Here is a 25,703-nt window from a genome sequence, read left to right on the forward strand (position 1 = left end):
AACGCATTGACGCCTGTCGCTGCCCTTTCTAGTGTTACGGAGAGGTTTCCACTTCCGGAACATTTCGATTGGCGGAGTCATGAGCGAACGCCGTTTCCGTGTCCGGGTGACCGCCCTGCTCGCGGTCTGCACCCTCGTCGTCCTGAGCCTGGCCGGCGCCGCGCAAGCCGAGCCGAGGAAGCAGTGCCGGGCCGGGTACGTCGGGCTGACGTACGACGACGGGCCCAGCGCGACCACCGACCAGCTGCTCGCCGCCCTCGGGGCCAACCACCTGCGGGCCACGTTCTTCAACCAGGGCAACAACTCGCTCGACCGGCCGCAGCAGGTCCGCCGCGAGGTCCGGGCCGGCATGTGGATGGGCAACCACACGTTCACCCATCCGCACCTGCCCCAGGCCGGCGAGCCCGCGACGTTCCAGGAGATCGCCAGCACGCAGTGGGTGCTGCGAGACCTCACCGGTCGCGAGCCGGCCCTGTTCCGGCCGCCCTACGGCGAGACCGACGACCAGGTCCGCGCGGACGCCGCCCGCATCGGCGTGCTCGAGGTGTTGTGGACGGTCGACTCGCGCGACTGGGCCGGCACCACGGCCGAGGAGATCGCGGCGGCCGCGCACACCCTGCAGCCCGGCGGGATCATCCTGATGCACGACTGGCCGCCGGCCACCATCGACGCCGTCCCGCTCATCGCCCAGGACCTGGCCGCCCGCGGGCTGTGCGCCGGCCGCATCGCGCGCACCTCCGCCGACGTGCCCTTCGGCAGCCAGGTCTTCCACGCCAGGGCCGTCCGCCCCTGACGCGACAGTGATCGCGGGACGGCCGCGGCCAAGGCCGCGTCACCGCCCGGGTCGAGGTGCACGCCTGCTCTCGGGCGGCCCGAAGTAGCTGTACGGCTGGGGCGCGGTCTCGACGACCAGCCGCTGCACGATCACGCTCGGGTCGACCGCCCAGAAGGTCAGCGTGTGCCGGCCCGGCCGGTCGACGGTGTGCGTGGTCCGGGTGACGTTGATGTTGTCCGAGGTGTTGCGGGCCCACTGGTTGTTCATCGTGGTGTCGTTCGATCCGGTCGCCCCGATGATGTCGACGACCTGCGGTGCGGCGCCGTCGATGGAGACCGCGTAACGCAGCCCGGGCGTCGGCAGGGTGTTGTTGCGCGGCGACAGGTAGGCCGCCACCTTCACCGGCCCGGCCGAGGTCAGGGTCATCGTGTAGTCGAGGCGTCCCTTCGACAGTGGCGTCAGACCGTTTCCGGTGCGGCCGATGCCGGGCAGCAGCTGCCAGTCGCCGGCCTTGCCGCTGTAGTGGTCGGCCTCCACGGCCACGTAGCCGTTGGCCTCGAGGAACCCGGACGGCCGGAGCGACGGATGGTTGACCGGCGCCCGCACCACGACCGGCGAACCGGCGCCGGTCACGGTGAGCGGCACGGTGGTCAGGCCGCGCGGAGCCCGGAGCCAGTCGACGGTGACAGTGGCCCGGACCTGGTCGGTGACCCGGCCCGAGGACGGTGTGACGTGCACCCAGGGCTGCCCCGGGACGATGCGGTAGGCGAAGGGGGTCGTGCCCTTGTTGTAGACGTCGATGTACTGCGCGGGCTGCGCCTGCCACGGGCTGAACGACGGCAGGGTGGTCCGGTCGCCGCCGTCGAGGGCCACGCCCAGGGCGGCCGCGGCGGGCACGGTGATCCGTTTCAGGTGGGGGTAGATCGCGTCGGGCAGGGCCACGTTGTTCAGTTCCGGCTGCTGCCACGGCGCGTTGGGGCCGTAGCGTTCGACGTCGCCGTACCCGATCTTGGGTTGGGTCTGCCAGCCCGCCCACTTCCCGCCGGCCAGCCGGGTGTTGTAGTAGTCGCTCATCGCCTGGTCCTGGGCGAACAGCGCCTCGGCCCGGGCGGCCTGCGCGTTGGTGGCGGCGCGGCCCTGCTCGGCGTACTCGATGTTGGTGAACTGGGCCTGGCGCAACGCGTACACCAGCGCCGTGTCCTTGATCTGGTAATAGACCAGCTGGTAGAAGGCGTCCTGGCGGGCCGCCGGGACCAGCCCGCGCACCCGGTCGGCCCGGGCCGCCAGCGCCTGCCACTGCCCGGTCACCCGATCCATCTCGCGGTAGGCGGTCAGGCTGAACGGGTTGCCCTGATCATCGAAGACGACCTCCGGCGGTTCCCCGGTGATCCGCCGGTTCAGCAGTTCGGGCTTGCGGCGGGACTGCAGCGTGGCGTACTCGTGCAGCAGATCGGCCACCACCGGAGCAAGAGCAGGACCAAAATTCTCCGCGGCGTACGCCCGGAGCCAGCTCTCGATGCCGGTGACCGGGACCGCGGCCGGATTCCAGGCGTAGTCCAGGAAGAACTGGGTCGGCGCCTCCTCGTTCTTGAGGTCGCCGACGTTGACCATCCACAGGCGGTCGACCCCCGAGGTGTACGCCCGGTGCAGTTGCTCCCAGTTGTTGGTCAGGTTGACCGTGTCGGCCCACTTGTAGTTGCGGCCGGCCCCGACGTAGTCGAAGTGGTAGTACATCCCGTAGCCGCCACCGCGCGCGGGCAGCGACGCGTCCGGCAGCTTGCGCAGGTTGCCCCAGTTGTCGTCGCAGAAGACCACTGTCACGTCGTCCGGCGGCCGGTAGCCCTGGTCCCAGTAACGCTGCACCTCCTTGTAGAGGGTCTGCACCTGGGGCCGGTCGATCAGCCCGGTCTCCCGCAGGATCTGCCGTTGACTGTCGATGATGGACGACATGAGCTCGATGCCGTCGCCGTCGGGCAGGCTGACGTCGCCGTTGCCACGCATGCCGAGGGTGATGACGCCCTCGATGTTCTCGTCCTTCATGCGCCGCGCACCGTCCCGCCAGTACGCCTTGATCGCGGCGGCGTTGCGGACGAAGCTCCACTCGCCGGTGCCGCTCGGATGCCGGTTCCACTCCTCGATGCCGCGCATCATCGGCGCCTCGTGCGAGGTGCCCATCACCACCCCGTACAGCGTGGCGGTGGCGTGGTTGAGCGGGTCGTCCTCGGCGAACGCGCGGCCCCAGACGGCCGGCCACAGATAGTTGGCCTTGAGCCGCAGCATGGTCTCGAACACCTTGGCGTAGTAGGCCGCGTTGAGCCCGCCCGGGTGGCCCGGCTCCTTGCCCGGTCCGAAGTAGCGCGGCGCCCAGGTGCCGGTGGCCGGGTTCTCGTCGTTGATGAAGAACCCGCGGTACCTCACGGCCGGGGTGCCCTGGGTGTGCCGGCCCGGCCGTACGTAGATCGCGTCGTGCCGGGCGGCCGGTACGTCGTCCCAGAACGACCAGGGCGAGACCCCGATCGCACGGGACAGGTCGTAGGCGCCATAGATGGTGCCGCGCTGGTCGCTGCCGGCGATCACCAGGGCCCGGCCTACGCCCGGCAGCGGGTCGGTCACCACCTGCTCGATAGTGGTCTCCCACTTGCCGCGCAGGTCCCGGACGTCGAGCCGGCCGCGGGCGACGATCCGGTCGATCAGCGGGCTCCGGCCCAGCGTGCCGATGATGACGGGCTCGGCGCCGGCCGGCACCCGGTCGTAGGCGACGGCCGGCCGCACACCGCTGACCTGGCCGAGGTCCGACCGCAGGTCGTCGGTGACCCGGATGACGCCGGCGTGGTCGGCGGTGCTGACCACGATCGGGGCGGCCCGCCGGCCGGCGACCACCGGGAAGTGGCCGGGCCCGTCCCGAAAGGCGACGTAACCGCCGGTGGGACCGGGGTGGCCGGTGGGTGTGGCGGGGACCGCGGGCAGTGGCGCGATCAGCGTGAGGGCGAGCAGCGGCGCGACGGTGGGCATGCGGCCTCCCCGAAACTTCCGGAAACATTCCGGACACCCTTCGCAAGGTAGAGACCGATGTCGATTCAGTCAAGGCTCCGCATAGGTATGCCTAGACCGCCTGAGCGCCCCGCCTAAAGCACTCTGACCAGGCAAGATACGTAGGCGGTTCCGATGTGGCGACTCCCCCGCCGGCCGAGGATTGGGACATCAACGGCGGACAGAGGAGAAGTGCCATGATGACCCACCCGGACCTGATGCTGACGCTGGCCGGCGACCGGCACCGCGACCTGGTCGACGAGGCCGACCGCTGGCGCCTGCTGGCCCGCGCCCGCGACGCCCGCAGGGCTCGGCGCCCCGGCCGAGTGACGACCGCCCAACGGCGGCCCACCGGTAACCTGGCCTCGTGCGAACCATCCGCGGCGGTGCCGGCCCGGTGATGATCGGACGGCAGGGCGAGCTACGCCGGCTGGCGCGGCTCGCCTCGGCCCGGGAACCGGCCGTCGCCCTGATCGCCGGCGAGCCCGGCATCGGCAAGACCCGGCTGGTGCGCGAACTGCTGGCCACCGTGCCGGCCGACACCGTGGTGCTGGTCGGCCAGGCCGAACCCGGGTCGCTGTCCCGGCCGTACGAAGTGTTGCTCGACGCCATCGACGGACGGTCCGAGGTGGACGAAAGCCAGCTCGCGGCCCTGGCCGACGCCCGGCGCAGCCCGGTCGAACGGTTGCACACCGGCCTGACCCTGCTGGCCGACCTGATCGGCGACGCCCCCGCCATCCTGGTCTTCGAGGACCTGCACTGGGCCGACTCGGAGAGCGCGGCACTGTTCGAACGGATCGCCGACCAGCCCGGCGCCCGGCTGCTGATCGGCACCTACCGGCCCGACGAGGTGACCCACCGCCACCCGGTGGCCGGGCTGCTGGCCCGGATGGAACGCCGGCACACCGTCACCCACGTACGCCTGGACCGCCTGACCCCGGCCGAGACCGCCGCGATGCTGGCCGCGGCCACCGGCACCCTGGCACCGATGCGCGCCGCCGCGGCCCTGCACCACCGCACCGGCGGCAACCCGTTCTTCCTCGAGGAGCTGCTGCGGGCCACGTCCGCCCACGACCTCGAGGCGCTGGTCGCGGAACCGCTGCCGTGGCGGCTGGCCGACGTGCTGCGCCGCCAGGTCGACGAGCTCGAGCCGGTCAGCCACCGGATCGTCGAGGCCGCCGCCGTGCTCGGCCAGCGCGTCCCGTTCGATCTGCTGGCCGGCGTCACCGGGGCCGGCGAGGACGAGCTCATCGCCGTGCTGCGCGACCTGGTCACCCGCGGCGTGCTGGTCGAGTCCGGCGACGACGAGTTCGCGTTCCGGCACGCGCTGGTACGCGAGGCGATCGCCGACCAGATGCTGGCCCGCCAGCGCCGGCGGCTGCACGAGACGGCCCTCGACGTACTGCTGAGCGAGGGCGGATCCGACCCGGCCATGGTCGCCCACCACGCCCGTGGCGCCGGCCGCTACGACGACCTGGTCACCGCCGCCCGCGCCGGCACCCAGCTCTACCTCTCCATCGGCTCCGCCTACCAGGCCCTGCAACTGGCCGAGATGGACCTGGACGAGGTGCCCGAGGACACCGACCTGCTGGCCGGCGCCGCCCGCGCGGCCTGGCTGGCCGGCCTGCTCGACGACGCCCTGCGCTACGGCCGGCGCTGGCGCGACCTCGCGTCCACCACCACCGACCGGGCCCGCTCGCTCTACCAGCTGGTCCGCATCGCCTGGGAGTCCCGCGAGTTCGCCGAGATGGTCGCCCTGACCCACGACATCGAGGAACTGATCGCCCAGCTGCCGCCCGGCGCCGACCAGGCCCGGGCCATGACCGCCATCGCGCAGTCGTCCTACCTGCGCGACGACCTCGACGCCGCGCTGCTCTGGTCGGACCGCGCCCTGGCCCTGGCCGAGCAGCTCGACCTGCCCAGCGTCCGGCTGACCGCCCTGGTCGAGAAGGGCTCGACGCTCACCGAGCGTCCGCAGGACGCCGCCGAGGGCCGCAAGATCCTCTCCGGGCTGGTCGACGAGGCCGAGCGGGCGGGCGAGTGGGTGCTGGCCGCCCGGGCCCTCAACACGCTGGTGCACGGCGAGCCGCCGGCCGACCCGGCCGAGCACGCCGAGATCCTGGAACGGATGCGCGTCGACGCCGAACGGGCCGGCTTCGAGACGCTGGCGGTGGCCACCTACTTCCAGGGCCGGGCCCGGCTCGCGATCCGGGCCGGCGACCTGCGCGGCGCCATCGCCGCCCTCGAGGAGGGCCGCCAGCAGGACCGCGGCTACCTGCGCCGGGGCCGCTGGGCCGACTACCACGGCGTGTTCCTGGCCGGCCTCTGCCTCGAGGCGGGCGAACTCGACCGGGTCGAGGACCTGATCGCCGACCTGGCCACCGTGCCCAACAACCCGGCCCCGACCCTGCCCGGCCTGACCTTCAACGTCGCCTGCCGCCGCTCCGACCGGCCCCGGGCCGAAGCCGCCCTGGGCGAGTTCCTCGAAGCCCTGACCGAGCAGCCGTGGCGCAGCGGCGAACAGGCCCACGACCTGATCTCGGCCGCGCTGGCCCTCGGCCTGCCGGTCGACCGGCTCGACGCGATGGCCGCCACCCTGCTCGACGCCGAGGTCTACGACAGCTACCGGACGCTGGTCGAGGCGCAGGTGGCCGAGGCGCACGGCCGGCCCGCCGAGGCGCTGACCGGCTACCTGTCGATCACCGAGGCGCACATCCTCGGACCGGCGACCCGCGGCACGGTCCGGGTCGGCGCCGCCCGCTGCCTGCTCGCGGCCGACCGGCGGGCCGAGGCCACCGCCCAGGTCGAGGCGGCCGAGGCCCTGCTGGCCGACTGGGCCGGGTGGCGGGTGGCCGCACTCGACGAGGTCCGCGCCCGGCTCGGCCTGGCCCCGGCCGGAACGCCGGCCGCGGTCACCGGGCCGGCCGCGCTGACCCCGCGCGAACGCGAGGTGGCGGTGCTGATCAGCGACGGGCTGACCAACACCGAGCTGGCCCGCCGCCTCTACATCTCCCCCCGGACGGCCGCCGTGCACGTCTCCAACATCCTGCGCAAACTCGGCGTCTCGTCCCGCACCGAGGTCGGCGGCGCGATCTCCGGAAGCTGAGCCGGGCCGGGACTCAGGCGGCCGTCCGGACCCGGTTACGGCCGGCCTGCTTGGCCTCGTAGAGGGCACCGTCGGCGCGGGCCAGCACCGGGCGCAGGTCGCCGTCCGAGTCGACGAGGTGGGCCAGGCCGACGCTGATCGTCACCGGCAGGTCGCCCGCGGCCGTCGGCACCGGATCGTCGGCGACCACGTGGCGCAGGCGTTCGGCCAGGTCGGACGCGTACGCCGGATGCGGTGTCACGATCGCGAACTCCTCACCGCCGTAACGGCCGATCACGTCGTCGGGGTGCGCCGCGGCACCGAGCCGGTCGGCGACCATCCGGATGACCTCGTCGCCGACCGGGTGGCCGTACGTGTCGTTGATCCGCTTGAAGTGATCGATGTCGACCATGATCGCGGCGATCGCCCGGCCCCGGCGCCGGCTCTGGTCCAGCTGCCGTTCCGCCTCGCTGAAGAAATGGTTGCGGTTGAACAGCCCGGTCAGACCGTCCACCGTGGCCAGCCGCCGCACCTGGCTGAACAGCCGGGCGTTCTCGTACGCCGTCATGCCCTGCTCGGCCAGGGCGGCCGCGATCTGCGTCCGGGCGTCGGTCATCTCGTCGTCCCGCCCGGCCCCGACCAGCAGCACACCCACCGGCGCACCGCGCTCGGCCACCGGAATCGCCCACCAGATCCGCGCCGCCCCGAGCAGCCCGCCCAGCGACATCCGCCCCAGCCTGGGCCCGGCCAGTTCGAGCAGTTCGAAGGGTACGGAGTGCAGCACCGTCCCGGCCTCAGCGGCGGCGCCGTGCGTGGCCGCCACCACGAACGTCTCGTCCCCGGCGAACGTCAGCAGCGCCGCCGAGTCGCCGCCGAGCGTCTGGGTCAGGCTGGTCAGCAGGCGGCGCATCACCTCGTCCGGGTCCAGCGACGAGCTCTGGTCGGCCATCGCCGCCCGCAGCGTCTCGGCCACGTCCCGCTGCCGCCGGGCGGCCTGCACCGCCACCTCGAGCTGGGCCGCCCGCGCGGTCTCCAGCGACACCGCCACATGGTTGGTGATGGCCTTGAGGATGTCGACGTCGTCGCTCGTGAACACGCCCTTCGCGACCCGGCTGTCGAGGTAGACGACGCCGCGCAGGTGCCCGTCGAACTTCAGCGGCGCGATCAGGATGCTGCGCAGGCCGTGCACCCGCACGCTCTGTGACCCGAGCGCCACGCCCTCCTCGCTGCCGGTCACCACCAGCGGTTCGCCCGAGTGCCGGACCCGGTCGACCAGTGTGGAGCTGTACCCGGTCAGCTGCCGGATGTCGTTGCCCTCGGCGTCCTGCCCGACCAGCGGCACCAGCTGGTTCAGATCGAGATCGAGGAGGAAGAGGTACGCGCGTTCCGCGCCGAGGATCCGCAACGTCTCGTCGAGCGCGACCCGGGCCAGCCCGCGCGGGTCCAGAATCGTCGCCGAGGCCAGGCTGACCTGCTGCAACGCCTCGAGCCGGCGGCGGTAACGGGCCGCACCGGGCTCGGCCCGGTCACCGGAGTCCTGGCGGGCCCCGGGCGGGCCGGGCTCGGCCGGGGCGTCCGCGCCGGCACCGAACTCGTCGGCGACCCACCGGACGCGCTGCGGCCACTGCTGCTCGGCGGCGATCGTCCGGGCCACCAGGGCCTGATGGGCCGCCGCGGCCGGCTGGTCCAAGGCGGTCAGCGCGCGGGCCCGGACCCGGGCCGCCTCGTACTCGATCAACGGCGCGTCCAGCGGCAGCAGCCGCACCTCGACGTCGGCCAGGGCCCGCAGGGCTTCCTCCGGCCGGCCGCCGAGGACGTCCAGATCGGCCCGGGCGACCTGGTAGAACGCCCGCATCGGCTTGCTGTCGGCCATCGTCCGCAGCCGGTCGACCGCCTCGGCCGCCTCGGCCACAGGCGAGGGCGTCGCCCGGGCGACCGACTCGGCCGCCGGGACCGCGGCGGCCCGACGGCACCGGGCCAACCGGCCCAGCGCCTCGTAGACGAAGTAGACCCGCTGCTCCGGGACCATCGCCCGGGGCTTGATGCCGAGACCGGCGAACTCGGCCGTCAGCCGGTCGAACTGCTCGCCCAGCCGGCCCTGCTCGACCAGGGCGACCAGCCGGGCACCGTACAGATTGATCAGTTGCATGGGGTTGTCCGGGTTGGCCCGCAGGAACCGGCCCAGCGCCTCGATGTGCGTCGCGGCGTCCCCCGGCCGGTCGCGTTGCGCGGCGATGACCGCCGCCACCGCCCGGATCGCCGCGCCCTCGGCCTCCGCCTCCGGGCCGAGCCGGGCCCGGGCCCGCTGGTACCAGGCCTCGGCGTCGGCGGTACGGCCACGTTTGAAGTACTGCATGCACACGGTCGACACGCCGGTCAGGTAGTCGCCCAGCTCCAGCCACCGCTCGTGGTCGGTGAGGGCCCGGCCCCAGACGTGCCCATCGTCGTCGCGGCCACCCATGTGACTGCCGGCGCCACGCTTCCACTCGACGTAGCCGGCCAGTTCCGGGTCACCGACACCGGCGGCGACGGTGGCGGCCCGGTCGTACAGCCGGGTCGCCAGCCCCGGCCGGCCGGCCACGTCGGCGATCACGCCCAGGCCGGCCATGTGCTGCGCGTACTCCCGGCCCGGGCCGAGCCGGTTGATCGGATAGAGCGCGCGCAGGCTGATCAGCGCGCGCATGGCCCGGCGCATCCGCATCGACAGCGCGAACGTGGCGATGTCGAACAGGATCGCCTGCAGCCGGTAACGCTCCCGCTGCCGGCCCTGCGCGGTGCCGAACCCGATCTTCGTACGCCCGGCCAGCAGCCCCAGCACCACCGAGGCCAGCGTGGTCAGGCCCAGCCCGACCCGGCTGCGCGGCAACCGCGTGCCCAGCTCGGCCAGCCCCAGGCAGACCGCGTCGAAGGCGCGGTCCGGGCTCCACGCGTGGTTGTGCACCTGCGCCACGTGGGCCAGCATCTCGGCCCGGCGGACCCGGTCGGGCTCGATGCTCAACGCGTGGTCGAGGTGCTGCAGGGCGTCGTCGAACCGCCCGGTCCGGGCACAACTGGTGCCCAGCGCGAACAGGAACTCGGAGGTCGGGGTGATCCGGGCGTCCTGGGCGGCCCGGGCCGCCGCCTCCAGGAACTCGCGGGCCTCGGCCGGCGCGTGCTCGGTCAGCGCCAGCCGGCCGGCCGCGAACCCGGTCAGGTAGACCCGCTGCGGCCGGGAGCCGGTCTCGCCCAGCGCGTAGTGCCGGGCGGTCGCGTAGACGTAGCGCGGGTCGCCGGCCGCGTCCAGGAGCTCGGCGATCCGCTGGTGCAGCCGCCGCAGCGCGGCGGCGTCCACCCCGACCAGCAGCGCCTCACGGATGCGGTCGTGCGGGAACCGGTAGCCGTCCGGCCCGGCGCTGGTCACCAGCCGGCGGGACTCGGCCTCGGCCAGCAGTCCGCGGGCCCGGCGCGGGTCGACCGAGCAGACCGAGGCCACCAGGTCGGTGGAGAACCACCGGCCGCCCGCCGCGCCCGCCGCCAGCAGCCCGCGGCTGTCCGGGCCGAGCCCGTCGATGCGCTGCAGAACCAGGTCGACGGCGTCGTCGCCGGACAGCTCGATGCGGTCCAGCCCGACCCGGTCCAGCAGCCAGCCGTCCCAGGTCGGCGTGACCAGCCCGGCGTCCAGCACGGCCCGCACGTACTCGCCGATCGTGAACGGGTTGCCCCCGGCCCGGACGGCCAGCTCCACCACCTGCTCCTCGGGCAGCCGGACGGCGCCCAGGTGCTCGGCGATCAGTTCGGTCACGGCCTCCTGGGCGAGCGGTCCGAGGCTGATCCGGGTGTCGAGCGTGGCGTCCATGTCGGTGCCGAACCGGTCCAGCCCGGCCAGGCTTTCCGCGTCGTCCCGGCTGGTGGCGATGACCAGCAGCGGGGTGCCGGTGAGCCGGCTGGTCATCAGCTGCAGCACCCGGCGGGTCGGCCCGTCCAGCCACTGCACGTCGTCGATGTGCAGGACGGCGGCCTGGAACTCGTCGGCCAGCCCGATCAGGAACGCGGCGACCGCGCTGACGAACTGCTCGTGCCGGTTGAGCTCGGTGATCTCGGGTGCGTGGACCAGGTCGGCCAGCAGCGGTGACAGGGTCCGCAGGAGCGGGCCGCCTCGCCCGGCCGCCTGGCGCAGCCGGCCGACCGCCTCGGCCCGCTCGGGTTCGGGGAGCCGCTCGACGGTCCGGAGGAACCGTTCGACCGCACCGCGCAGCGGGGCCAGCGGCACCGGGTCGTCGGCGACGCACTTGCCGTAGAGGACCAGGTCGCCGTCTTTGGCCACGGCGGTGGTCAGCTCGCGTACCAGCCGGGTCTTGCCCGCACCGGCCGGCCCCTCCACCACGGCCGCGCCGCCGGCTCCGGCCCGGGCCTTCAACCAGCGGTTGGCCAGGTCGACCATCTCCTGGTCGCGGCCGACCATCCGGTCCGGGCGGCCCGACGGGGTGGCGCGCCGACCGGCGGTCACCGTGAACCGCGCACCCGGGTCGGCGGCCAGGCGGCGCAGGTCGGCCTCCAGGCTCTCGCCGCTCTGGTAGCGGTCGTCCGGGTCCTTGGCCAGCAACGTGACGATGATCGAGGCGAGCGTCGGGGACGCGCCGTGCGCGTGTGGGATCGGCGCGGTGGCGTGCAGCCGGATCAGCTCACCGGCGTCCTCGGCCACGTACGGCGGCTGGCCGGTCACCGCCTCGTGCAGCAGCGCGCCCAGCGCGTACAGGTCGGAGCGCCCGTCGACCGGCCGTTTCAGCATGCCGGTCTGCTCCGGCGGGCTGTACCGTGGCGTCCCCGCGACGCGGTCGTCCTGCGTCCCGCCGCGCGCCGCCAGTCCGAAGTCGATCAACCGTGCGGTGCCGTCCGGTTCCATGATCACGTTGTCGGGCTTGACGTCGCGGTGCACCAGCCCCGCCCGGTGCGCGGCGGTCAGCGGCCCGACCAGGTCGATCGCCAGCCGCACGGTCTGCTCCTCGTCGAGCCGGCCGCGCCGCAGCGTCTGCGACAACGGCCGCCCGTCGATGTACTCCAGAATCAGATAGGGCCCCGCGGTGGTACGCCCGACCTCGAAGATCCGCGGCAGCAACGGATGGCCGACGCTGCCCAGCAGGGCGGCCTCCCGCCGCACGTCGGTCAGCGCCTGTTCCGGGTCGGCGGTCGACAGCAGTTTGAGCGTGTACTCACCGCCGTGCCGGCGAACACGGTAGACGACGGTCTCGGCACCCCGCCCGAGCTGCGACATCACCTCGAGATCCGAGAAGGACCCCGGCGGCATACCAAAGATCGCGGTCACCGTGTCCTTCCATTCCCGACCGGTCCACCGGACGTTACGCCCAGGCCACCGCTGGCACCACCTCCGACCAGCCGCTGACCCGGTTCAATCGAGATCGATGAACCGGACAGCGACCCGAGCGGTCCCCTCGGCCGAAGCCGGCGCCCGCCCGCGCCGCCTCAACGGTCTCACTTCGCCCGAGGTCGGAACGAGCGGGCTCCGCCTCGGCGGTCCGCGATTCAGGCCAGGCCGGTGAACCAGGCGACGGCCTGCGCGGTCCCGGTGATGTTGCTGGTCAGGTGGGCCGTCTCGGCATCCGGCGGGACCGGCACATCCACGATCGGCGCGTCGATGCCCGCCCCGGCCAGCTCCCGCCGGCAGTGGTCGCTGCTCGCCGCCGGCACCTGCTCGTCGGCCCGGGACACGAACAGCCGCACCGGCACCCGGCCGGCGAACCCGCCGCACGAGGCGTCGTGCACGGCCAGGGCAGCCGCGAACGGACCGGTCGGGTGGCGGAGCAGGGCCAGGCCGCGCGGCGTGAACAGCTCCGGCGGGGTGGCCGGCAGGCCCGAGGCCAGGTCAGGCCCGGCGTGCAACCCGTCGAAGAGCTTCTCGACGGTCGCGGCGTAGGGCGCGGCGAAGATCTCGCCCGGTGTGGCGTACAGGCCGTGCAACCTGTTCCAGGCCACGACCAGGTAGGACAGGTAGCCCACGTTGTACGGTCGGGGCACCGTGCCGCCGAGCAGGGCGGGCAGCTCGACCCGGCGGAAGTCGTAGGCGCCGGAGATCGGGGCCAGCGCCCTCAGCCGGAACCACGGGTCGCCGCCCGCCAGCAGGTGGCGGCCCAAAGCCGTGGCGGCACTGGCGCCCTGCGAAAAGCCGGTCAGCAGGACGCCGCGGTCCAGCGTGCGGCCCCCGTCGGCGACGAGACGGCGAGCCGCCCGCAGCATGTCGAGCGAGGCGCTGGTCTCGGACGGAAGATCGAGGAAGGGGTGGGTGCCCGGCCCGAGACCCAGCCCGAGATAGTCCGGCGCGATCGCGGCGAAACCGGCGGAGGCGTACGTCAGGTTGGGGCCGGCCCCCCAGCCGTCCCGCCACATCGACGGCGCGTCGAGCCGGTTGATCTCGGTGCCGTGCGTGTAGACGACCGCGCGCAGAGCCTTGCCGCCCCCGCGCGGCAGGGACAGCAACCCGCTGGCGACGGTGGGCCGCCCGGCCGGATCGACGGTGCGGTAGACGACCTGGAAGGTGTCCACGCCGAACCGGACGGAATCGGTGCCGAACCCGGCGCCGGCCAGCTCGGCGCGCACGTCGGCGACCCGCTCGAGCGATCGGAGAGCGTTGACGGCGACGACCTCACCGCGCCCGCCAGCGGTAGCGGGCTGAGCGGCGGCGGCCGGCGCGACGGCGGCGAGGACGACGAGAGTGCCGATCATGCATAACGAGAAGATGCGTCTGGTCATGCGAGAACGCTATTTTCCGCGCGGTACCCGCCACCATCCTGAAGACCGCAGACTTCAGGTGGGGTCAGCACCACTGTGGATGTTCTCGAACGCCGGCCCGGGAAACGGGGCTTCTCAAGGGGTGAGGACGGCGATGGCCGACTCGTGCAGGCTGCCCATCCAGATGCGGCCGTCGTGCTCCCGGACGCCGGTGACCATGTGGAAGTGGAGACTGTCGCCGGTGCGGTCGTGGACCAGACGGCCGGCGTCGTCGTACGCCTGGACGCGGACCGTGCGTTTGGGCGCCGGCTGGAGCGCCTCGGGGATCTTGGTGATCTGGCGGCGGATCCACATCGGGCCGCGCTGGATGCGTTCCACCACCGGGTCGGTCGGGCTGGCGATCGTCACCCAGATCAGGCCGTCGCTGCCGCGGGCGATGTTGTCGGGGTAGCCGGGCAGGTTCTCGACCAGGTAGTCGTCGCGGCCGGTGAGCCAGTGCCGGGCGACGGCGCGTACCGCTGTCTCGGCCACCGCCACGAAGGACTCGTCGCCGGCCAGAGCGACGCCGTTGGCGAAGGCCAGGCCGTCACGCAGGACGGTGACGGCGCCGTCGGGGGTGCGGCGGAGCAGACGGCCGGTGCGTGTCACCTCGACCATCTCCGCCTTCCACTCGTCGATCGGGTGGACGGTGGAGGAGTCCGAGAAGTAGATCGTGCCGTCGGCGGCCACCGCGGCGTTGTTGCAGAAGCGCATGCCGCCGGCCAGCTCCTCGATCGCCCCGCTGGACGGCTCGACGGCCAGCAGGCCGCGGCGGGCATCGCAGACCAGCAGGCGGCCATCGGGCAGGAGTTCGATGCCCAGCGGCCGGCCACCGGTGTCGGCGACGGCGGCCGGCCGTCCGTCGGGGTCGATCCGATGGATCACGCCGTCCTCGGTGCCCGTGTACACCACACCGCCGGGGGCCACGACGACGTCCTCGGCACCGTGGCCCGGCACGGCGATCACCCTGAGATCCATGGCGTCGACTATTCCTCCGCCGGTGGGCCGCATCAAGCTTCGGCGAGCGCCGCGCCGATATCATCAGCCGGTGGAGCCGACGCTGACCGACTGGCTCCCGTCGATCCTCATCCTGGCGACGTGGGTCCTCTCGTGGTGGCGCGGCACCCGGCGGTTCCGGTTGTGGTTCGCTCTGCTGGCCCCTACAGCCTGCCTAGTGGGTGTCGTCGCCGGCCTGCTCGGGGCGGGCGCCCAGGCCGGCGTGGGCTGCTCCTCGTCCTGCCCGGGCGGCGCGGTGCAGCGGTGGGCGGCCAGTGTCGACGCACCCTCGCCGGGCGTCGCCTGGCTCGAAGCGAGTGCGCTGCGTGCGCTCTTGGTCGCGGTCGTGCTGGCCGTCCTCACGCTCGGCGTCGAATACATCCTGCTGGTGCTGCGAGACGCGCGCGAGGGCGAATGACACGGACCGATCAAAGTCGACGGTGTCTAGTCATTGCGGTCGGCGGCGCACTGCTCTTACATCGAAGACCATGATGAAATCCATCCTTGCCGCTGTCGCGGGGGCGGCGGTCACCGCGGCCTTATTGGCTGCTCCCGCCCAGGCGGCACCCGGGGTTCCGCACGTCCGCGGCACCGGCACGGTGCCCGTCTACTCCTACGAGAACGCCATCCGCGAGAGCGTCTGGGTGCAGACCTCGCTCGACGGCGACCACGACGGCACGCCCGACAAGGTCGCGGTGGATCTGGTCCGGCCGCGGGAGACGGCAGCCGCTCACCTGCGCGTACCCGTGGTCATGGAAGCTTCTCCCTACTATTCCTGCTGCGGGCGCGGCAACGAGGGCGAGCTCAAGGAGTACGACGCGAGCGGCACGATCACCAAGGAGCCGCTCTTCTACGACAACTACTTCGTGCCCCGCGGGTACGCCTTCGTGGCCGTCGACCTGCCGGGAACCAACCGTTCGACCGGGTGCGAGGACGTCGGCGGGCGGGAGGAGGTGCTCGGGGCCAAGGCGGTCATCGACTGGCTCAACGGGCGGGCGCGGGCCTCGTACGCCGATGGGTCCCCGGCCGTGGCGACCCGCTGGACCACCGGCAAGGTCGGCATGATCGGCAAGTCCTGGGACGGCTCGATCGCCAACGGCGTGGCCGCGACCGGCGTCGACGGGCTGGCCACGATCGTGCCCATCGCCGGCATCTCCAGCTGGTACGACTACACCCGCTACAACGGTGTGCTGCGCTCGCCGGGCTACGCGACGTTCCTCAGCGAGGTGGTCAGCGGCCGTCCCGAGGGGGCCTGCGCGGCCAACCTGGAGGAGCTCGCCACCGGCAGTGACGACGAGACCGGCGACTACAACCGGTTCTGGGCCGAGCGCGACTACCGCCCGGCCGCGAGCAAGGTCCGGGCCAGCGTCTTCGTCGTACACGGGCTCAACGACACCAACGTCCCGACCTCGGAGTTCGCGCTGTGGTGGAACCAGCTGCGAGTGCCGCGCAAGATCTGGCTGTCGCAGATGAGCCACGTCGATCCGTTCGACTTCCGCCGGGCCGCATGGGTCGAGACGTTGCACCGCTGGTTCGACTTCTACCTGCAGGGGCTGCACAACGGCATCGACCGGGAGCCGCGGGCCAGCATCGAGACGGCGCCGGGCACGTGGGTGGACCAGCCGAGCTGGCCGGCCGTGGGGGCCCGGCCGGTGCGGGTCGGTCTCGGTCAGGGCGACGGTATGACGGGTACGCTCGGCGCGTCACCCAGCCGCGGTAAGCGCACCTGGACCGACAACCCGAACCTGTCCGAGGCCGAGGCGACCGCCACCCCGAACACGCCGGTGCCCGGCCGGGTGGCCTTCCTGTCCGCCCCCCTCCGGCGTGACCTGCGGATCTCCGGCATCCCGGCGGCGACGCTGCGGGTGCGGGTGGACCAGCCGACCACCGAGCTCACGGCCCGGCTGGTCGACTACGGCACCGCCGCCCGGGTCAACTACCTCGGCCCGGAGGAGGGCATCACCACGCTGGGCACCGAGTCGTGCTGGGGTGCGTCGACCGCCGCCGACGACGCGTGCTATCTGGATGCCGCCGAGGACGTGGTGACCAGCGACCACGCGGTCCTGACCCGCGGCTGGCGGGACGCGGCCCACCGCGTGTCGCTGTCCTTCCGTACGCCGCTCCAGCCCGGCCGCTGGTACGACGTGACAGTGCCGTTGCAGGCCACCGACCAGATCGTGCGCTCCGGGCACGTCCTCGGGCTGATCCTGCAACAGAGCGACAACGAGTACTCGTCGCCGTCGACCTCGGGGGCCACGGTCGAACTGGACCTGGCCCGCAGCGCCCTCACGCTGCCGCTGGCCAACGGATCGCTGCCGCCCGCCGGGGCCACGGCACCGCCGGTCACGACCGAGCCGGCGCCCGCCGCGAAGCTGTCGCGCCGGACCGCCCGGCCGCTGCTGCCCTGATGTGACACGGAACGGCGGCGCCGCGTCACCCGTGGCGCCGCCGTTCCCGGGCGGTTCGGTTACGGACGTACGGCCCGGGTGGCCGGCGTCCAGCCGCGGTCGTTCGTCAGATCGGCCAGCTTGACCGACTTGGCGATCTTCGTCAGTTCGGCGTCCGTCAGGTCACCGCGGGACGGGGTCGAGGTCCTCGACGGCGTGCCGGCACCGCCGGCGGCGACCTCGATCACCACCTTGCCGTCGGCACTCCAGATGTTGCACGCGTGCCACTTGAAGCACCGGGTCTTCCCGGCCTCGGCCGGTGAGTTGGACTTCTCGCCGGGCAGGACCGTGATCATGAAGGTGCCGCTGGGCCGTCCCTGCTCACCCTGCTCCCAGGGTTTGGTCAGGCCGGTGGCCGGCGGCGCCTCGCGGCCGTACTCGACGGCACCGTAGACGCCGTCGCGGGCCAGGTTGATGCCGCCCAGCCCGATCGACGCGTGCGAACTGACCTGCACCGCCTGGTACCCGAGGGGCACGTGACCCACGGTGAACGGCAGCGTGGCCGGCCGCGCCGGGCCCTGCTTCAGGCCTGGGACCAGCGTGCCCAGGTCGGCGAAGGAGGGCTCCTCGGCGTCGTTGGAGTGCGACGTCACGGTGGCCCAGGCGTTGTCGGCGTACTCCCAGGCCAGCAGCTTGTCGCCGCCCGGGACGTCCGGCGGGTCGGAGTAGACCTGGGTCGTCGCCCGCACCGCCCGGTGACCGGCCACGGTCAGCTCGGTGCCCTTCTCGATGCCCTTGGGGTCGAACGCACCGGGCCGGTAGACGGTCAGGAAGGCGTTCAGCCTGGGCCGGGAGCGGTTGGCGGCCAGCTCGGCGGCGCTGACGTCGCCCACCGACTCGTCGTTGGTGTACCGCCCATCCATGTAGATCGACGACATCTGGTACGCGGTGGACACCACGACCGGATCCTTGACCTGGAACTTGCCCACCTCGTACCCCTGGAAGGTGAAGTCGAAGGCGGCCGGCGCCGGAGCAACCGCCGCGGGCGCCGCACCGCCCGTGGCCGGCCCGGTCGCGTCCCGGCCGGCCAGCGCCGGCAGGGCGAAGGCACCGGCCACCGCGATCACCACCAGCCCGGCGGCGCCGGCCGAGGCCAGCGCGGCCCGGCGGCGCCGCTCGGCCCGGCGGCCCGCCGCGACGATGTCGTCCGCGCTGTGCGTCAGCGGCGGCTCGCCGGCGGTCACGGTGTCCACGAATTCACGCAGCTGCATGGGTCCACTCCTCGATCGTCTCCCCGGTGAGATTGATGCCCTCGGCCGCCAGCAGTGCGCGCAGCTTGGCCAGCCCGCGTGACGCCTGGCTCTTGGCCGTGCCCACGGTGCAGCCCAGGATCCCGGCCGTGTCCTCCAGGCTGAGTCCCAGGTAGTGCCGCAGGACCACGGCGGCCCGCTGGCGGGCGGGCACCGCCGCGAGCGCGGACCGCAGGCGCATCCGCTCGGCGGTCACCCCGCTGGCGTCGCTCACCGCGGTGTCGGGCAGGGCGTCGCCGGCCGACCGTTCCCGCCGCCACGGACGGCGCTTCTCGTCGATCGCGGCCCGCAGGACCATGGTCTTGGCGTACAGATCCGGTCGTTCCAGCTTGCGCCAGCGTGGGTAAAGCTTGACCAGCGTGTTGGCCACGGCGTCCTCCGCCGCGTGCCAGTCCCCGCAGGTCACGTAGGCGAGTTTCCGCAAGGACGCCATCTGTGACGTCACGAACTCGCGGAACGCCTGCTCGTCGTCGGCTTTCAATCGGCTGCCTCCTCATGACGGAGGTGGAACGGTGCCGTCCCGCCGAAGGGTTGCACGACCGGAGAAAAAAAGATGCTGGGCCCCAACTCGCGGGGCCCAGCTCATCAAGTGCCCGGGGGCAGGTCGTCCGCCCGGTTCCCCCGTACGCAACCGGGAGGAGGACCTGCCTGCCGTGCAACGAGGTCAATACTCACGGGCGGACCTTGAACGAAGCGTGGGAGACTCGTATCCGGCCTTGAGGGAATCTTGAATCCCCTGGTGGCCGGTGACGGGGAGAGGATGTGCAGCGGGCAGTTGGCGGCGGATTTCGGAGTGCTCGGCGCGGTGGAGGCAAGGATCGACGGGCGGCCCGTCGACCTGGGGCACGCCCGGCAGCGGTACGTGTTGGGCGTACTGCTCGTCGAGGCCGGCCGGCCGGTCCCGGTCGACCAGCTGATCGACCGGGTCTGGGGTGAGGACACGCCCCAGCGGGTGGCGAACACGCTCTACAGCTACCTGTCCCGGCTGCGCGGCGCGCTGGCCCCCGGCGACGTCGAAATCCAGCGCCGCCCCGGCGGCTACCAGCTGACCGCCGACCCGCAGTCGGTCGACCTGCACCGGTTCCGCCGGCTGGTCGCCCGGGCCCGCGAGGCGGAATCCGACCTGACCGCGGCCGACCTGATCACCGAGGCCCTCGGGCTGTGGCGCGGCGAACCGCTGGCCGGGCTGGACACCACCTGGCTGGGCGCCACCCGCCGGATGCTGCTGGGCGAACGCTTCGCCGCCGAACTCGACCGCAACGACGTGCTGCTGCGGCTGGGCCGGCACGGCGAGCTGCTGCCGATGCTGGCCGCCGCCACCGACGCGCACCCGCTCGACGAGCGGCTGGCCGAGCAGTCCATGCTCGCCCTCTACCGCGCGGGCCGGCAGGCCGACGCCGACGAGCGGTTCCGCCGGATCCGCCGCGACCTCGCCGACGAACTCGGCAGCGATCCCGGTCCGACGCTGCGGAAGCTGCACGAGCGGATCATCGCCGCCGACCCGGCCCTGGCCGCGCCCGCGCCCGAGACCCGCCCCGGCGCCGGTCAGCCCCCCGCGGCGCCGATACCGGGCCAGCTGCCGGCCGACGTCCGCGCCTTCACCGGGCGTACGGCCGAACTCGCCGCCCTCGACCGCCAGCTCGCGCCGCCGGACGGCGGCGAACCACCGCTGACCGTCGCGCTGCTCTCCGGCACCCCCGGCGTGGGCAAGTCGGCGCTGGCGGTCCGGTGGGCGCACCGCGTCCGCGACGCCTTCCCGGACGGCCAGCTCTACGTCAACCTGCGCGGCTACGACGCCGAACAGCCGGTCGCGGCGGCCGACGCGCTGGCCGGCTTCCTGGCCGCGCTGGGCGTGCCCGGGCCCGAGATCGCGCCGGCCGTCGACGAGCGCGCCGCGCGCTACCGCTCCGAGCTGACCGACCGGCGGATCCTGGTGCTGCTGGACAACGCCTCCTCGGTCGAGCAGGTCCGGCCGCTGCTGCCCGGCACCGGCTCCTGCCTGGTCCTGATCACCAGCCGGGACTCGCTGCCCGGGCTGGTCGCGGTGCACGGCGCCGAACGGGTCAACCTCGACCTGCTGCCGCTGGACGACGCGCTCGGGCTGCTGCGCCGGCTGATCGGGGCCCGGGTCGACCAGGAAGTCGAGGCGGCGACCGAGCTGGCCGACGCGTGCGCCCGGCTGCCGCTGGCCCTGCGGATCGCCGCCGAGCTGGCCGCCGACCGGGCCGACGTGCCCCTGGCCGAGCTGGTCGCCGAGCTCGGCGACCATCAGGACCGGCTCGACCTGCTGGACGCCGGCGACCCGCGGGCCGAGGTGCGGGCGGTGTTCTCCTGGTCCTACCAAAACCTCCCGGCCGGCGCGGCCAAGATGTTCCGGCTGCTCGGCCTGCACCCGGGCGTCAGCGCGCACCTCGACGCGGTGGCCGCCCTGACCGGGACCAGCGTCGGCGAGGCGCGGCGACTGCTCGGCGTGCTGGTGCGGGCCAGCCTGGTGCACGCCGGTGCGGGCGGACGGTACGGCATGCACGATCTGCTCCGGGCGTACGCGGCGGAACTGGCCGAGACGCACGACCCGGAACCGGACCGCGAAGCCGCCGTGACCCGCCTCTTCGACCACTACCTGGCCGGCGCGACCGCGGCCATGGGCGCGCTGTACCCCGAGGACGGCACGGCCGCCGGCGACACCGACGCGGCCCGCCGCTGGATCGAGTCGGAACGCCCCAACCTGGCCGCGACCTGCACATACGGCGCCGCCCACGGCTGGTACGGGCACGCCGTCGCGCTCGCCGACACCCTGTTCCGCTACCTCGACGCGGGCGGACCGGTCGCCGAGGCGGTCACCGTCACCGCGTCCGCGGTCACCGCCGCCCGCTCGGCCGACGACCGGCTGGCCCAGGCCGGCGCCCTGGCCAACCTGGGCCGGCTGCACCGCCGGCAGGGCCACCTGGAACGCGCGGCCGAGACCTATCGGCAGGCGCTGGCGCTCTACGCCGACCTGGGCGAGCACGCCGCGCAGGCGGTGGCCCTGCGCAACCTCGGCAGCGTGCACTGGCGGCGCGGCGACTACCGCACCGCGGCCGACCGTTACCAGCAGGCCCTCGATCTGTTCCGGGAGGTCAAGGACGAGGCCGGGGAGGCCGACGCGCTGGTCCGGCTGGGCCTGGTGGACGAACGGCTCGGTCACTACCTCGACGCCGAGGAGCGGCTGAGGCCGGCCTGCGAGATCTACGCGCGGCTGGGCGCCGGCTTCAGTGAGGCGTACGTGTTGTCGCTGCTGGCCCGGCTGCCGCATCGCACCGACGCGCCCGAGCCGATCGCCGCCCGCCTGGAGGACAACCTGGCCACCGTACGGCAGGCCGGTGACCGCACCGCCGAGGCTTACGTCCGCACCGACCTGGCGGCGATCCTGGTCCGGGCCGGCCGGCTCGACGAGGCCGCCGGCCATCTGCGGCAGGCCATCGTGCTGCACCGGCGCATCGGCGACCGGGCCAGCGAGGCCGAGGCCCTCAACGACCTGGGCCGGGTGCTGCACGCGGCGGGCGAGCCGGCCGGGTCCCGCCGCCTGCACGACGAGGCGATGGCCCTGGCCCAGGAGATCGGCGACCGCTACGAGCAGGCCCGCGCCCACCAGGGCCTCGGCCACGCCGACCAGGCCCGGGCGATCTTCATCGACCTGGTCGTGCCGCCGGCGGTCAGTCCCGGAGCACACCGTCCAGCCACAGGATCGTGACCGGGCGGCCGCGGCTGCGGGCGTACGCGACGACATCCGCCGTCCCGCCCGGGCCGCGGGCGGGCCGCCCGTCCCAGACCGCGAACAGATGGTCGCAGGCGTCGACCATGGCCTTGCCCGCGGCTAGAAACGCCTGCTCCGACGGCTCGGCGAACGGCATCGTGACCACCGACCCGGCCGCCCGGCGCAGCTGCTCGAACCGCGTCCGGCTGTCGTCCGAGATCAGCGACCCGGCATAGCCCTCGCACGGCAGCACCACGTGCAGCGTGCCCGCGGCGGCCAGCACGTGCTCGGCGAACAGCTGGTCGGCGCCGTCGGCCAGGCTCGACACGCCGTGCAGCCCGGCGCCGGCGGGCAGCTCACGACGCCACCGGTCGGCCGCGAACGCGGCGATCCGCGGCGGCAGAATCCGATGACCGGTGACACCGAATCGCACCTGGGTCCCCCGTCCCTGATGTGGAGGCCCTGACGATACGGCTTCCGGCCGGTTTCGGTGGGGCAGGTCCGCCCGTCCGTACGGCCTCAGCCGGCGAGCGTCCACACCGCGTCGGCGATCGCGTTCGACGCCAGCGCCATGCTGCCGCTGTCGACGTCGGTCAGGTCGTCGCAGGCCCGGTGGTAGCAGGCGCCCAGCTCGTTGAGGCTGCGCACCGAGCTGACGCCGGTGACCTCGACCCCGGCCTGCTTGAAAGCGGCGTGGTCGGAGCGGTCGTCGGTGTCGAGCGAGGGGTTGACGGTCACGCCCTGGGCGGCGAAGTAGGCCTGGAACGTGGTGTTCAGGCCGTTCGACTGCCCCTCGGCGTAGAGGCTCCAGCCGACCGCCCGGCCGTTCTCCGGCTTGTTGCCGACCATGTCGAAGTTCAGGTAGGCGTCGATCTTGTCGGCCTCCCCGCCGGGCAGGTGTGACACGTAGTAGGCGGAGCCGACGTCGCCCTGTTCCTCGGCGCCCCAGAAGCCGAATCGGATCCGCTTGGCCGGGCGCAGGTCGGCGCCGGCGATCGCGGAGGCGTTAGCGAGCAGCGCGGCCACACCGGAGCCGTTGTCGTTCATGCCCGGGCCGGCCGCCACCGAGTCGGAGTGAGCGCCGGCCATCACCACCTGGGTGGCGTCGCCGTACGGCCATTCGGCGATGACGTTGGACGCCTGCTTGCCGCGGACGGTGAAGTTCTGCACCGTCGTCGTCCACCCGAGCGCGTCGAGCTGGGCCTGGATGTAGCTGACCGTGGAGGTGAAGCCGGTGCTGCCGATGACCCGGGTGTTGTTGCCGGCCCGGGCGAAGCTCATCAGCTGCTCCAGATGGGCCATCGGTACGTCGGCGCTGATGACCGGCGGCTCAGCGACCGCGTGGGGGGCGGTCGGGGCGGCGACGGTAGCCGCGCCCGCGTAGGTCGCACCGACGAGCGAGAGGGTGGTGGCCAGCGTGGCGGCGGCGCCGGCCAGGGCGAACTTGCGTACCCGCATCGTTCCTCCATGGGGACAGATATCGAAACATATCGAACGATACGCACCCATGTGCGACCGCAGAAGAGGGCCGGGCCGATCATTCCGCTCCACCCCTGGGGTGTGGCGCAAGGCCGGCGACTGCTGGTCCGGAAAATTCCTGGAAGTTTCAGGCGTTGACACTGAATGTTTCGGCTGATTACGTTGCCGCCATGACGTTCGAGTTCCACGTGGCCACCACCGGCTCCGACGACGCCGACGGGTCGTCGAAGGAGCCTTTCCGCAGCATCAACCGCGCGGCGGCTGCCGCCCGGCCCGGCGACACCGTCGTCGTGCACGCCGGGGAGTACCGGGAATGGGTGACGCCGCGGCACGGCGGGCTCAGTGACAACCGGCGGATCACCTACACCGCCGCCCACGGCGAGCACGTGGTGATCAAGGGGTCGGAGCGGATCACCGGCTGGGCGAACGAGGGCGGGACGGTGTGGCGGGCCGAGGTGCCCAACACCCTGTTCGGCGACTTCAACCCGTTCGCCGAAGAGGTCGCCGGGGACTGGGTCGTCCATCCCGAGGGCACACCCCGCAAGCACCTGGGCGACGTCTACCTCAACGGGCGCAGCTTCTTCGAGGTGGCGAGCCGGGCCGAGCTCGACGATCCGCCGCTGCGCACCGAGGTCCTGGACCACTGGACCGGCGTACCCGACGAGATCCGTGATCCGGAGCAGACCCGGCTGGTCTGGTCGGCCACGGTCGGCGCCGGCACCACCACCGTCTGGGCCAACTTCCAGGGCGCCGACCCGAACGCCGAACTGGTCGAGATCAACGTGCGCCGGTCGGTGTTCTACCCGCTGGTACCGCACCTGGACTACATCACCGTGCGTGGCTTCGAGCTGGCCCAGGCGGCCAGCCCATGGACGCCACCGACGGCCGACCAGCCCGGCCTGATCGGCCCCAACTGGGCCAAGGGCTGGATCATCGAGGACAACGTCATCCACGACGCCAAGTGCTCGGCCGTCTCGATCGGCAAGGAAGCCTCCACCGGGCACAACTACGCCACCGAGCGCGGCGACAAGCCCGGCTACCAGTACCAGCTCGAATCGGTCTTCGCGGCCCGGCAGATCGGCTGGGACCGCGAGCACATCGGCTCGCACGTGATCCGGCGCAACACCATCTACGACTGCGGGCAGAACGCGATCGTCGGGCACCTCGGCTGTGTCTTCTCCACGATCGAGGACAACCACATCTACAACATCGCGCTCAAGCGGGAGTTCTACGGGTACGAGATCGGCGGCATCAAGCTGCACGCCGCGGTCGACGTGGTGATCCGGCACAACCGCATCCACGACTGCTCGCTCGGCACCTGGCTGGACTGGCAGACCCAGGGCACCCGGATCAGCCGCAACGTCTACTACCGCAACCACCGGGACCTGTTCGTCGAGGTCAGCCACGGCCCCTACCTGGTCGACCACAACGTGCTGGCCTCGCGCGTCTCGTTCGAGTCGTTCAGCCAGGGCGGCGCGTTCGTCGGCAACCTGTTCGCCGGCACGCTGCTCGACGAGCCGGTGATGGACCGGGCCACCCCCTACCACCTCCCGCACAGCACCCAGGTCGCCGGCTACGCGTTCATCCGGGGCGGCGACAACCGCTTCGTCGGCAACGTCTTCCTCGGCGGGGACCCCGACGCGGCGTACGGTCCGACCGCCCAGCCGCGCGGCGTACGCGGGTACGGCCTGGCCCACTACGACGAGTACCCGGCGTCGTTCGAGGAGTACCGGGCCCGCCTCGACGCCCAGCCGCCCGGCGACCACCAGCGCTTCATCCCGGTGCTGCAGGCGGTCTGGGCGCGCGACAACGTGTACGCCGCCGGGGCCCGGCCGTTCGCCGGCGAGACCGACGGTCACGTCCTGGAGCAGGCGGCCGTGTCGGTGGTCGAGGACGGCGACGAGGTCTGGCTGGAGACCGACCTTCCGGCCGGCTTCGGCGAGGCCCGGGTCGGCGTGGTCGGCGGCCGTGACCTGCCCCGGGTCCGTTTCGCCGACGCCGACTTCGAGGAACCGGACGGCAGCCCGGCGGTCATCGACGTCGACCTGACCGGCGAGCGTCGTGCGGCCGGCGCACCGGCCGCCCCCGGTCCGATCGCGGCGCTGACCGCAGGCAGAGGGCGTACCCGCGTCTGGTGACACGCTAA

General features: G+C 73.0%; 15 protein-coding genes. 7 read left to right on the forward strand and 8 right to left on the reverse strand.

Annotated features, from left to right (window positions below; all coding sequences use genetic code 11):
• Positions 1-79: 79 nt before the first annotated feature.
• Positions 80-793 carry a polysaccharide deacetylase family protein gene (locus ACGFIO_RS12880; protein ID WP_392825803.1) on the forward strand — a complete coding sequence of 238 codons (714 nt, stop codon included), beginning with the start codon at positions 80-82 and terminating at the stop codon, positions 791-793.
• Positions 794-832: 39 nt separating this feature from the next.
• Here the strand turns inward: ACGFIO_RS12880 and ACGFIO_RS12885 are convergent, their stop codons facing one another.
• Positions 833-3,787 (reverse strand): glycosyl hydrolase 115 family protein, encoded by a 2,955-nt coding sequence (locus ACGFIO_RS12885; protein ID WP_392825805.1) that lies wholly within the window; start codon positions 3,785-3,787, stop codon positions 833-835.
• 215 nt (positions 3,788-4,002) lie between these two features.
• Here ACGFIO_RS12885 and ACGFIO_RS12890 point away from each other — a divergent pair, with 215 nt between their 5' ends.
• Positions 4,003-4,206: a hypothetical protein gene (locus ACGFIO_RS12890; protein ID WP_392825808.1), complete on the forward strand. Its 204-nt coding sequence runs from the start codon at positions 4,003-4,005 to the stop codon at positions 4,204-4,206.
• Positions 4,173-6,911: an ATP-binding protein gene (locus ACGFIO_RS12895; RefSeq protein WP_392825810.1), complete on the forward strand. Its 2,739-nt coding sequence runs from the start codon at positions 4,173-4,175 to the stop codon at positions 6,909-6,911. Before ACGFIO_RS12890 ends, ACGFIO_RS12895 begins: the two co-directional genes overlap by 34 nt.
• 13 nt (positions 6,912-6,924) lie before the next feature.
• On the opposite strand, the gene ACGFIO_RS12900 is transcribed toward ACGFIO_RS12895, so the two are convergent.
• The 3 genes from ACGFIO_RS12900 to ACGFIO_RS12910 form a co-directional block, all read right to left on the reverse strand.
• Entirely contained in the window at positions 6,925-12,192 is a 5,268-nt protein-coding gene (locus ACGFIO_RS12900) for a diguanylate cyclase (RefSeq protein WP_392825812.1), read from the reverse strand.
• 218 nt (positions 12,193-12,410) lie between these two features.
• Positions 12,411-13,634 carry an alpha/beta hydrolase family protein gene (locus ACGFIO_RS12905; protein ID WP_392825815.1) on the reverse strand — a complete coding sequence of 408 codons (1,224 nt, stop codon included), beginning with the start codon at positions 13,632-13,634 and terminating at the stop codon, positions 12,411-12,413.
• Positions 13,635-13,748: 114 nt separating this feature from the next.
• Positions 13,749-14,630 carry an SMP-30/gluconolactonase/LRE family protein gene (locus ACGFIO_RS12910; RefSeq protein ID WP_392825817.1) on the reverse strand — a complete coding sequence of 294 codons (882 nt, stop codon included), beginning with the start codon at positions 14,628-14,630 and terminating at the stop codon, positions 13,749-13,751.
• Positions 14,631-14,700: 70 nt separating this feature from the next.
• Here ACGFIO_RS12910 and ACGFIO_RS12915 point away from each other — a divergent pair, with 70 nt between their 5' ends.
• Both ACGFIO_RS12915 and ACGFIO_RS12920 read left to right on the forward strand, forming a co-directional pair.
• Complete coding sequence (locus ACGFIO_RS12915) at positions 14,701-15,066, forward strand: hypothetical protein (protein ID WP_392825819.1); 366 nt, start codon at positions 14,701-14,703, stop codon at positions 15,064-15,066.
• Between the two features lie 70 nt (positions 15,067-15,136).
• Positions 15,137-17,056 (forward strand): Xaa-Pro dipeptidyl-peptidase, encoded by a 1,920-nt coding sequence (locus tag ACGFIO_RS12920; protein ID WP_392825821.1) that lies wholly within the window; start codon positions 15,137-15,139, stop codon positions 17,054-17,056.
• Positions 17,057-17,115: 59 nt separating this feature from the next.
• Here the strand turns inward: ACGFIO_RS12920 and ACGFIO_RS12925 are convergent, their stop codons facing one another.
• Both ACGFIO_RS12925 and ACGFIO_RS12930 read right to left on the reverse strand, forming a co-directional pair.
• Entirely contained in the window at positions 17,116-18,306 is a 1,191-nt protein-coding gene (locus ACGFIO_RS12925; protein ID WP_392825823.1) for a hypothetical protein, read from the reverse strand.
• Positions 18,293-18,826, reverse strand: coding sequence for a SigE family RNA polymerase sigma factor (locus ACGFIO_RS12930; protein ID WP_392825826.1), 534 nt, complete (start codon positions 18,824-18,826; stop codon positions 18,293-18,295). The genes ACGFIO_RS12925 and ACGFIO_RS12930 overlap by 14 nt, the downstream gene beginning before the upstream one ends.
• Before the next feature lie 258 nt (positions 18,827-19,084).
• On the opposite strand from ACGFIO_RS12930, the gene ACGFIO_RS12935 reads away from it, so the two are divergent.
• Complete coding sequence (locus ACGFIO_RS12935) at positions 19,085-22,075, forward strand: BTAD domain-containing putative transcriptional regulator (RefSeq protein WP_392825828.1); 2,991 nt, start codon at positions 19,085-19,087, stop codon at positions 22,073-22,075.
• Here the strand turns inward: ACGFIO_RS12935 and ACGFIO_RS12940 are convergent.
• Together ACGFIO_RS12940 and ACGFIO_RS12945 are read right to left on the reverse strand one after the other, a co-directional pair.
• Positions 22,038-22,511, reverse strand: a complete 474-nt coding sequence (locus ACGFIO_RS12940) for a hypothetical protein (protein WP_392825830.1) — start codon at positions 22,509-22,511, stop codon at positions 22,038-22,040. The genes ACGFIO_RS12935 and ACGFIO_RS12940 overlap by 38 nt on opposite strands.
• Positions 22,512-22,597: 86 nt before the next feature.
• On the reverse strand, positions 22,598-23,536 hold the full coding sequence (locus ACGFIO_RS12945) for a M20/M25/M40 family metallo-hydrolase (protein WP_392825833.1): 939 nt from the start codon (positions 23,534-23,536) through the stop codon (positions 22,598-22,600).
• A gap of 191 nt (positions 23,537-23,727) precedes the next feature.
• Here ACGFIO_RS12945 and ACGFIO_RS12950 point away from each other — a divergent pair, with 191 nt between their 5' ends.
• Positions 23,728-25,695, forward strand: a complete 1,968-nt coding sequence (locus ACGFIO_RS12950) for a right-handed parallel beta-helix repeat-containing protein (RefSeq protein ID WP_392825835.1) — start codon at positions 23,728-23,730, stop codon at positions 25,693-25,695.
• The last annotated feature ends 8 nt before the right edge of the window (positions 25,696-25,703 follow it).

It is taken from the genome of Actinoplanes sp. NPDC049265, assembly GCF_043197135.1.
Taxonomy (GTDB): domain Bacteria; phylum Actinomycetota; class Actinomycetes; order Mycobacteriales; family Micromonosporaceae; genus Actinoplanes.

What these genes read in the sequence shown, in the direction of transcription:
- ACGFIO_RS12905 (WP_392825815.1), bottom strand. Translation starts at nt 13,634, where the DNA reads ATGACCAGACGCATCTTCTCGTTATGCATGATCGGCACTCTCGTCGTC.
- ACGFIO_RS12945 (WP_392825833.1), bottom strand. Translation starts at nt 23,536, where the DNA reads ATGCGGGTACGCAAGTTCGCCCTGGCCGGCGCCGCCGCCACGCTGGCC.
- ACGFIO_RS12890 (WP_392825808.1), top strand. Translation starts at nt 4,003, where the DNA reads ATGATGACCCACCCGGACCTGATGCTGACGCTGGCCGGCGACCGGCAC.
- ACGFIO_RS12885 (WP_392825805.1), bottom strand. Translation starts at nt 3,787, where the DNA reads ATGCCCACCGTCGCGCCGCTGCTCGCCCTCACGCTGATCGCGCCACTG.
- ACGFIO_RS12880 (WP_392825803.1), top strand. Translation starts at nt 80, where the DNA reads ATGAGCGAACGCCGTTTCCGTGTCCGGGTGACCGCCCTGCTCGCGGTC.
- ACGFIO_RS12920 (WP_392825821.1), top strand. Translation starts at nt 15,137, where the DNA reads ATGATGAAATCCATCCTTGCCGCTGTCGCGGGGGCGGCGGTCACCGCG.
- ACGFIO_RS12925 (WP_392825823.1), bottom strand. Translation starts at nt 18,306, where the DNA reads ATGCAGCTGCGTGAATTCGTGGACACCGTGACCGCCGGCGAGCCGCCG.
- ACGFIO_RS12910 (WP_392825817.1), bottom strand. Translation starts at nt 14,630, where the DNA reads ATGGATCTCAGGGTGATCGCCGTGCCGGGCCACGGTGCCGAGGACGTC.
- ACGFIO_RS12950 (WP_392825835.1), top strand. Translation starts at nt 23,728, where the DNA reads ATGACGTTCGAGTTCCACGTGGCCACCACCGGCTCCGACGACGCCGAC.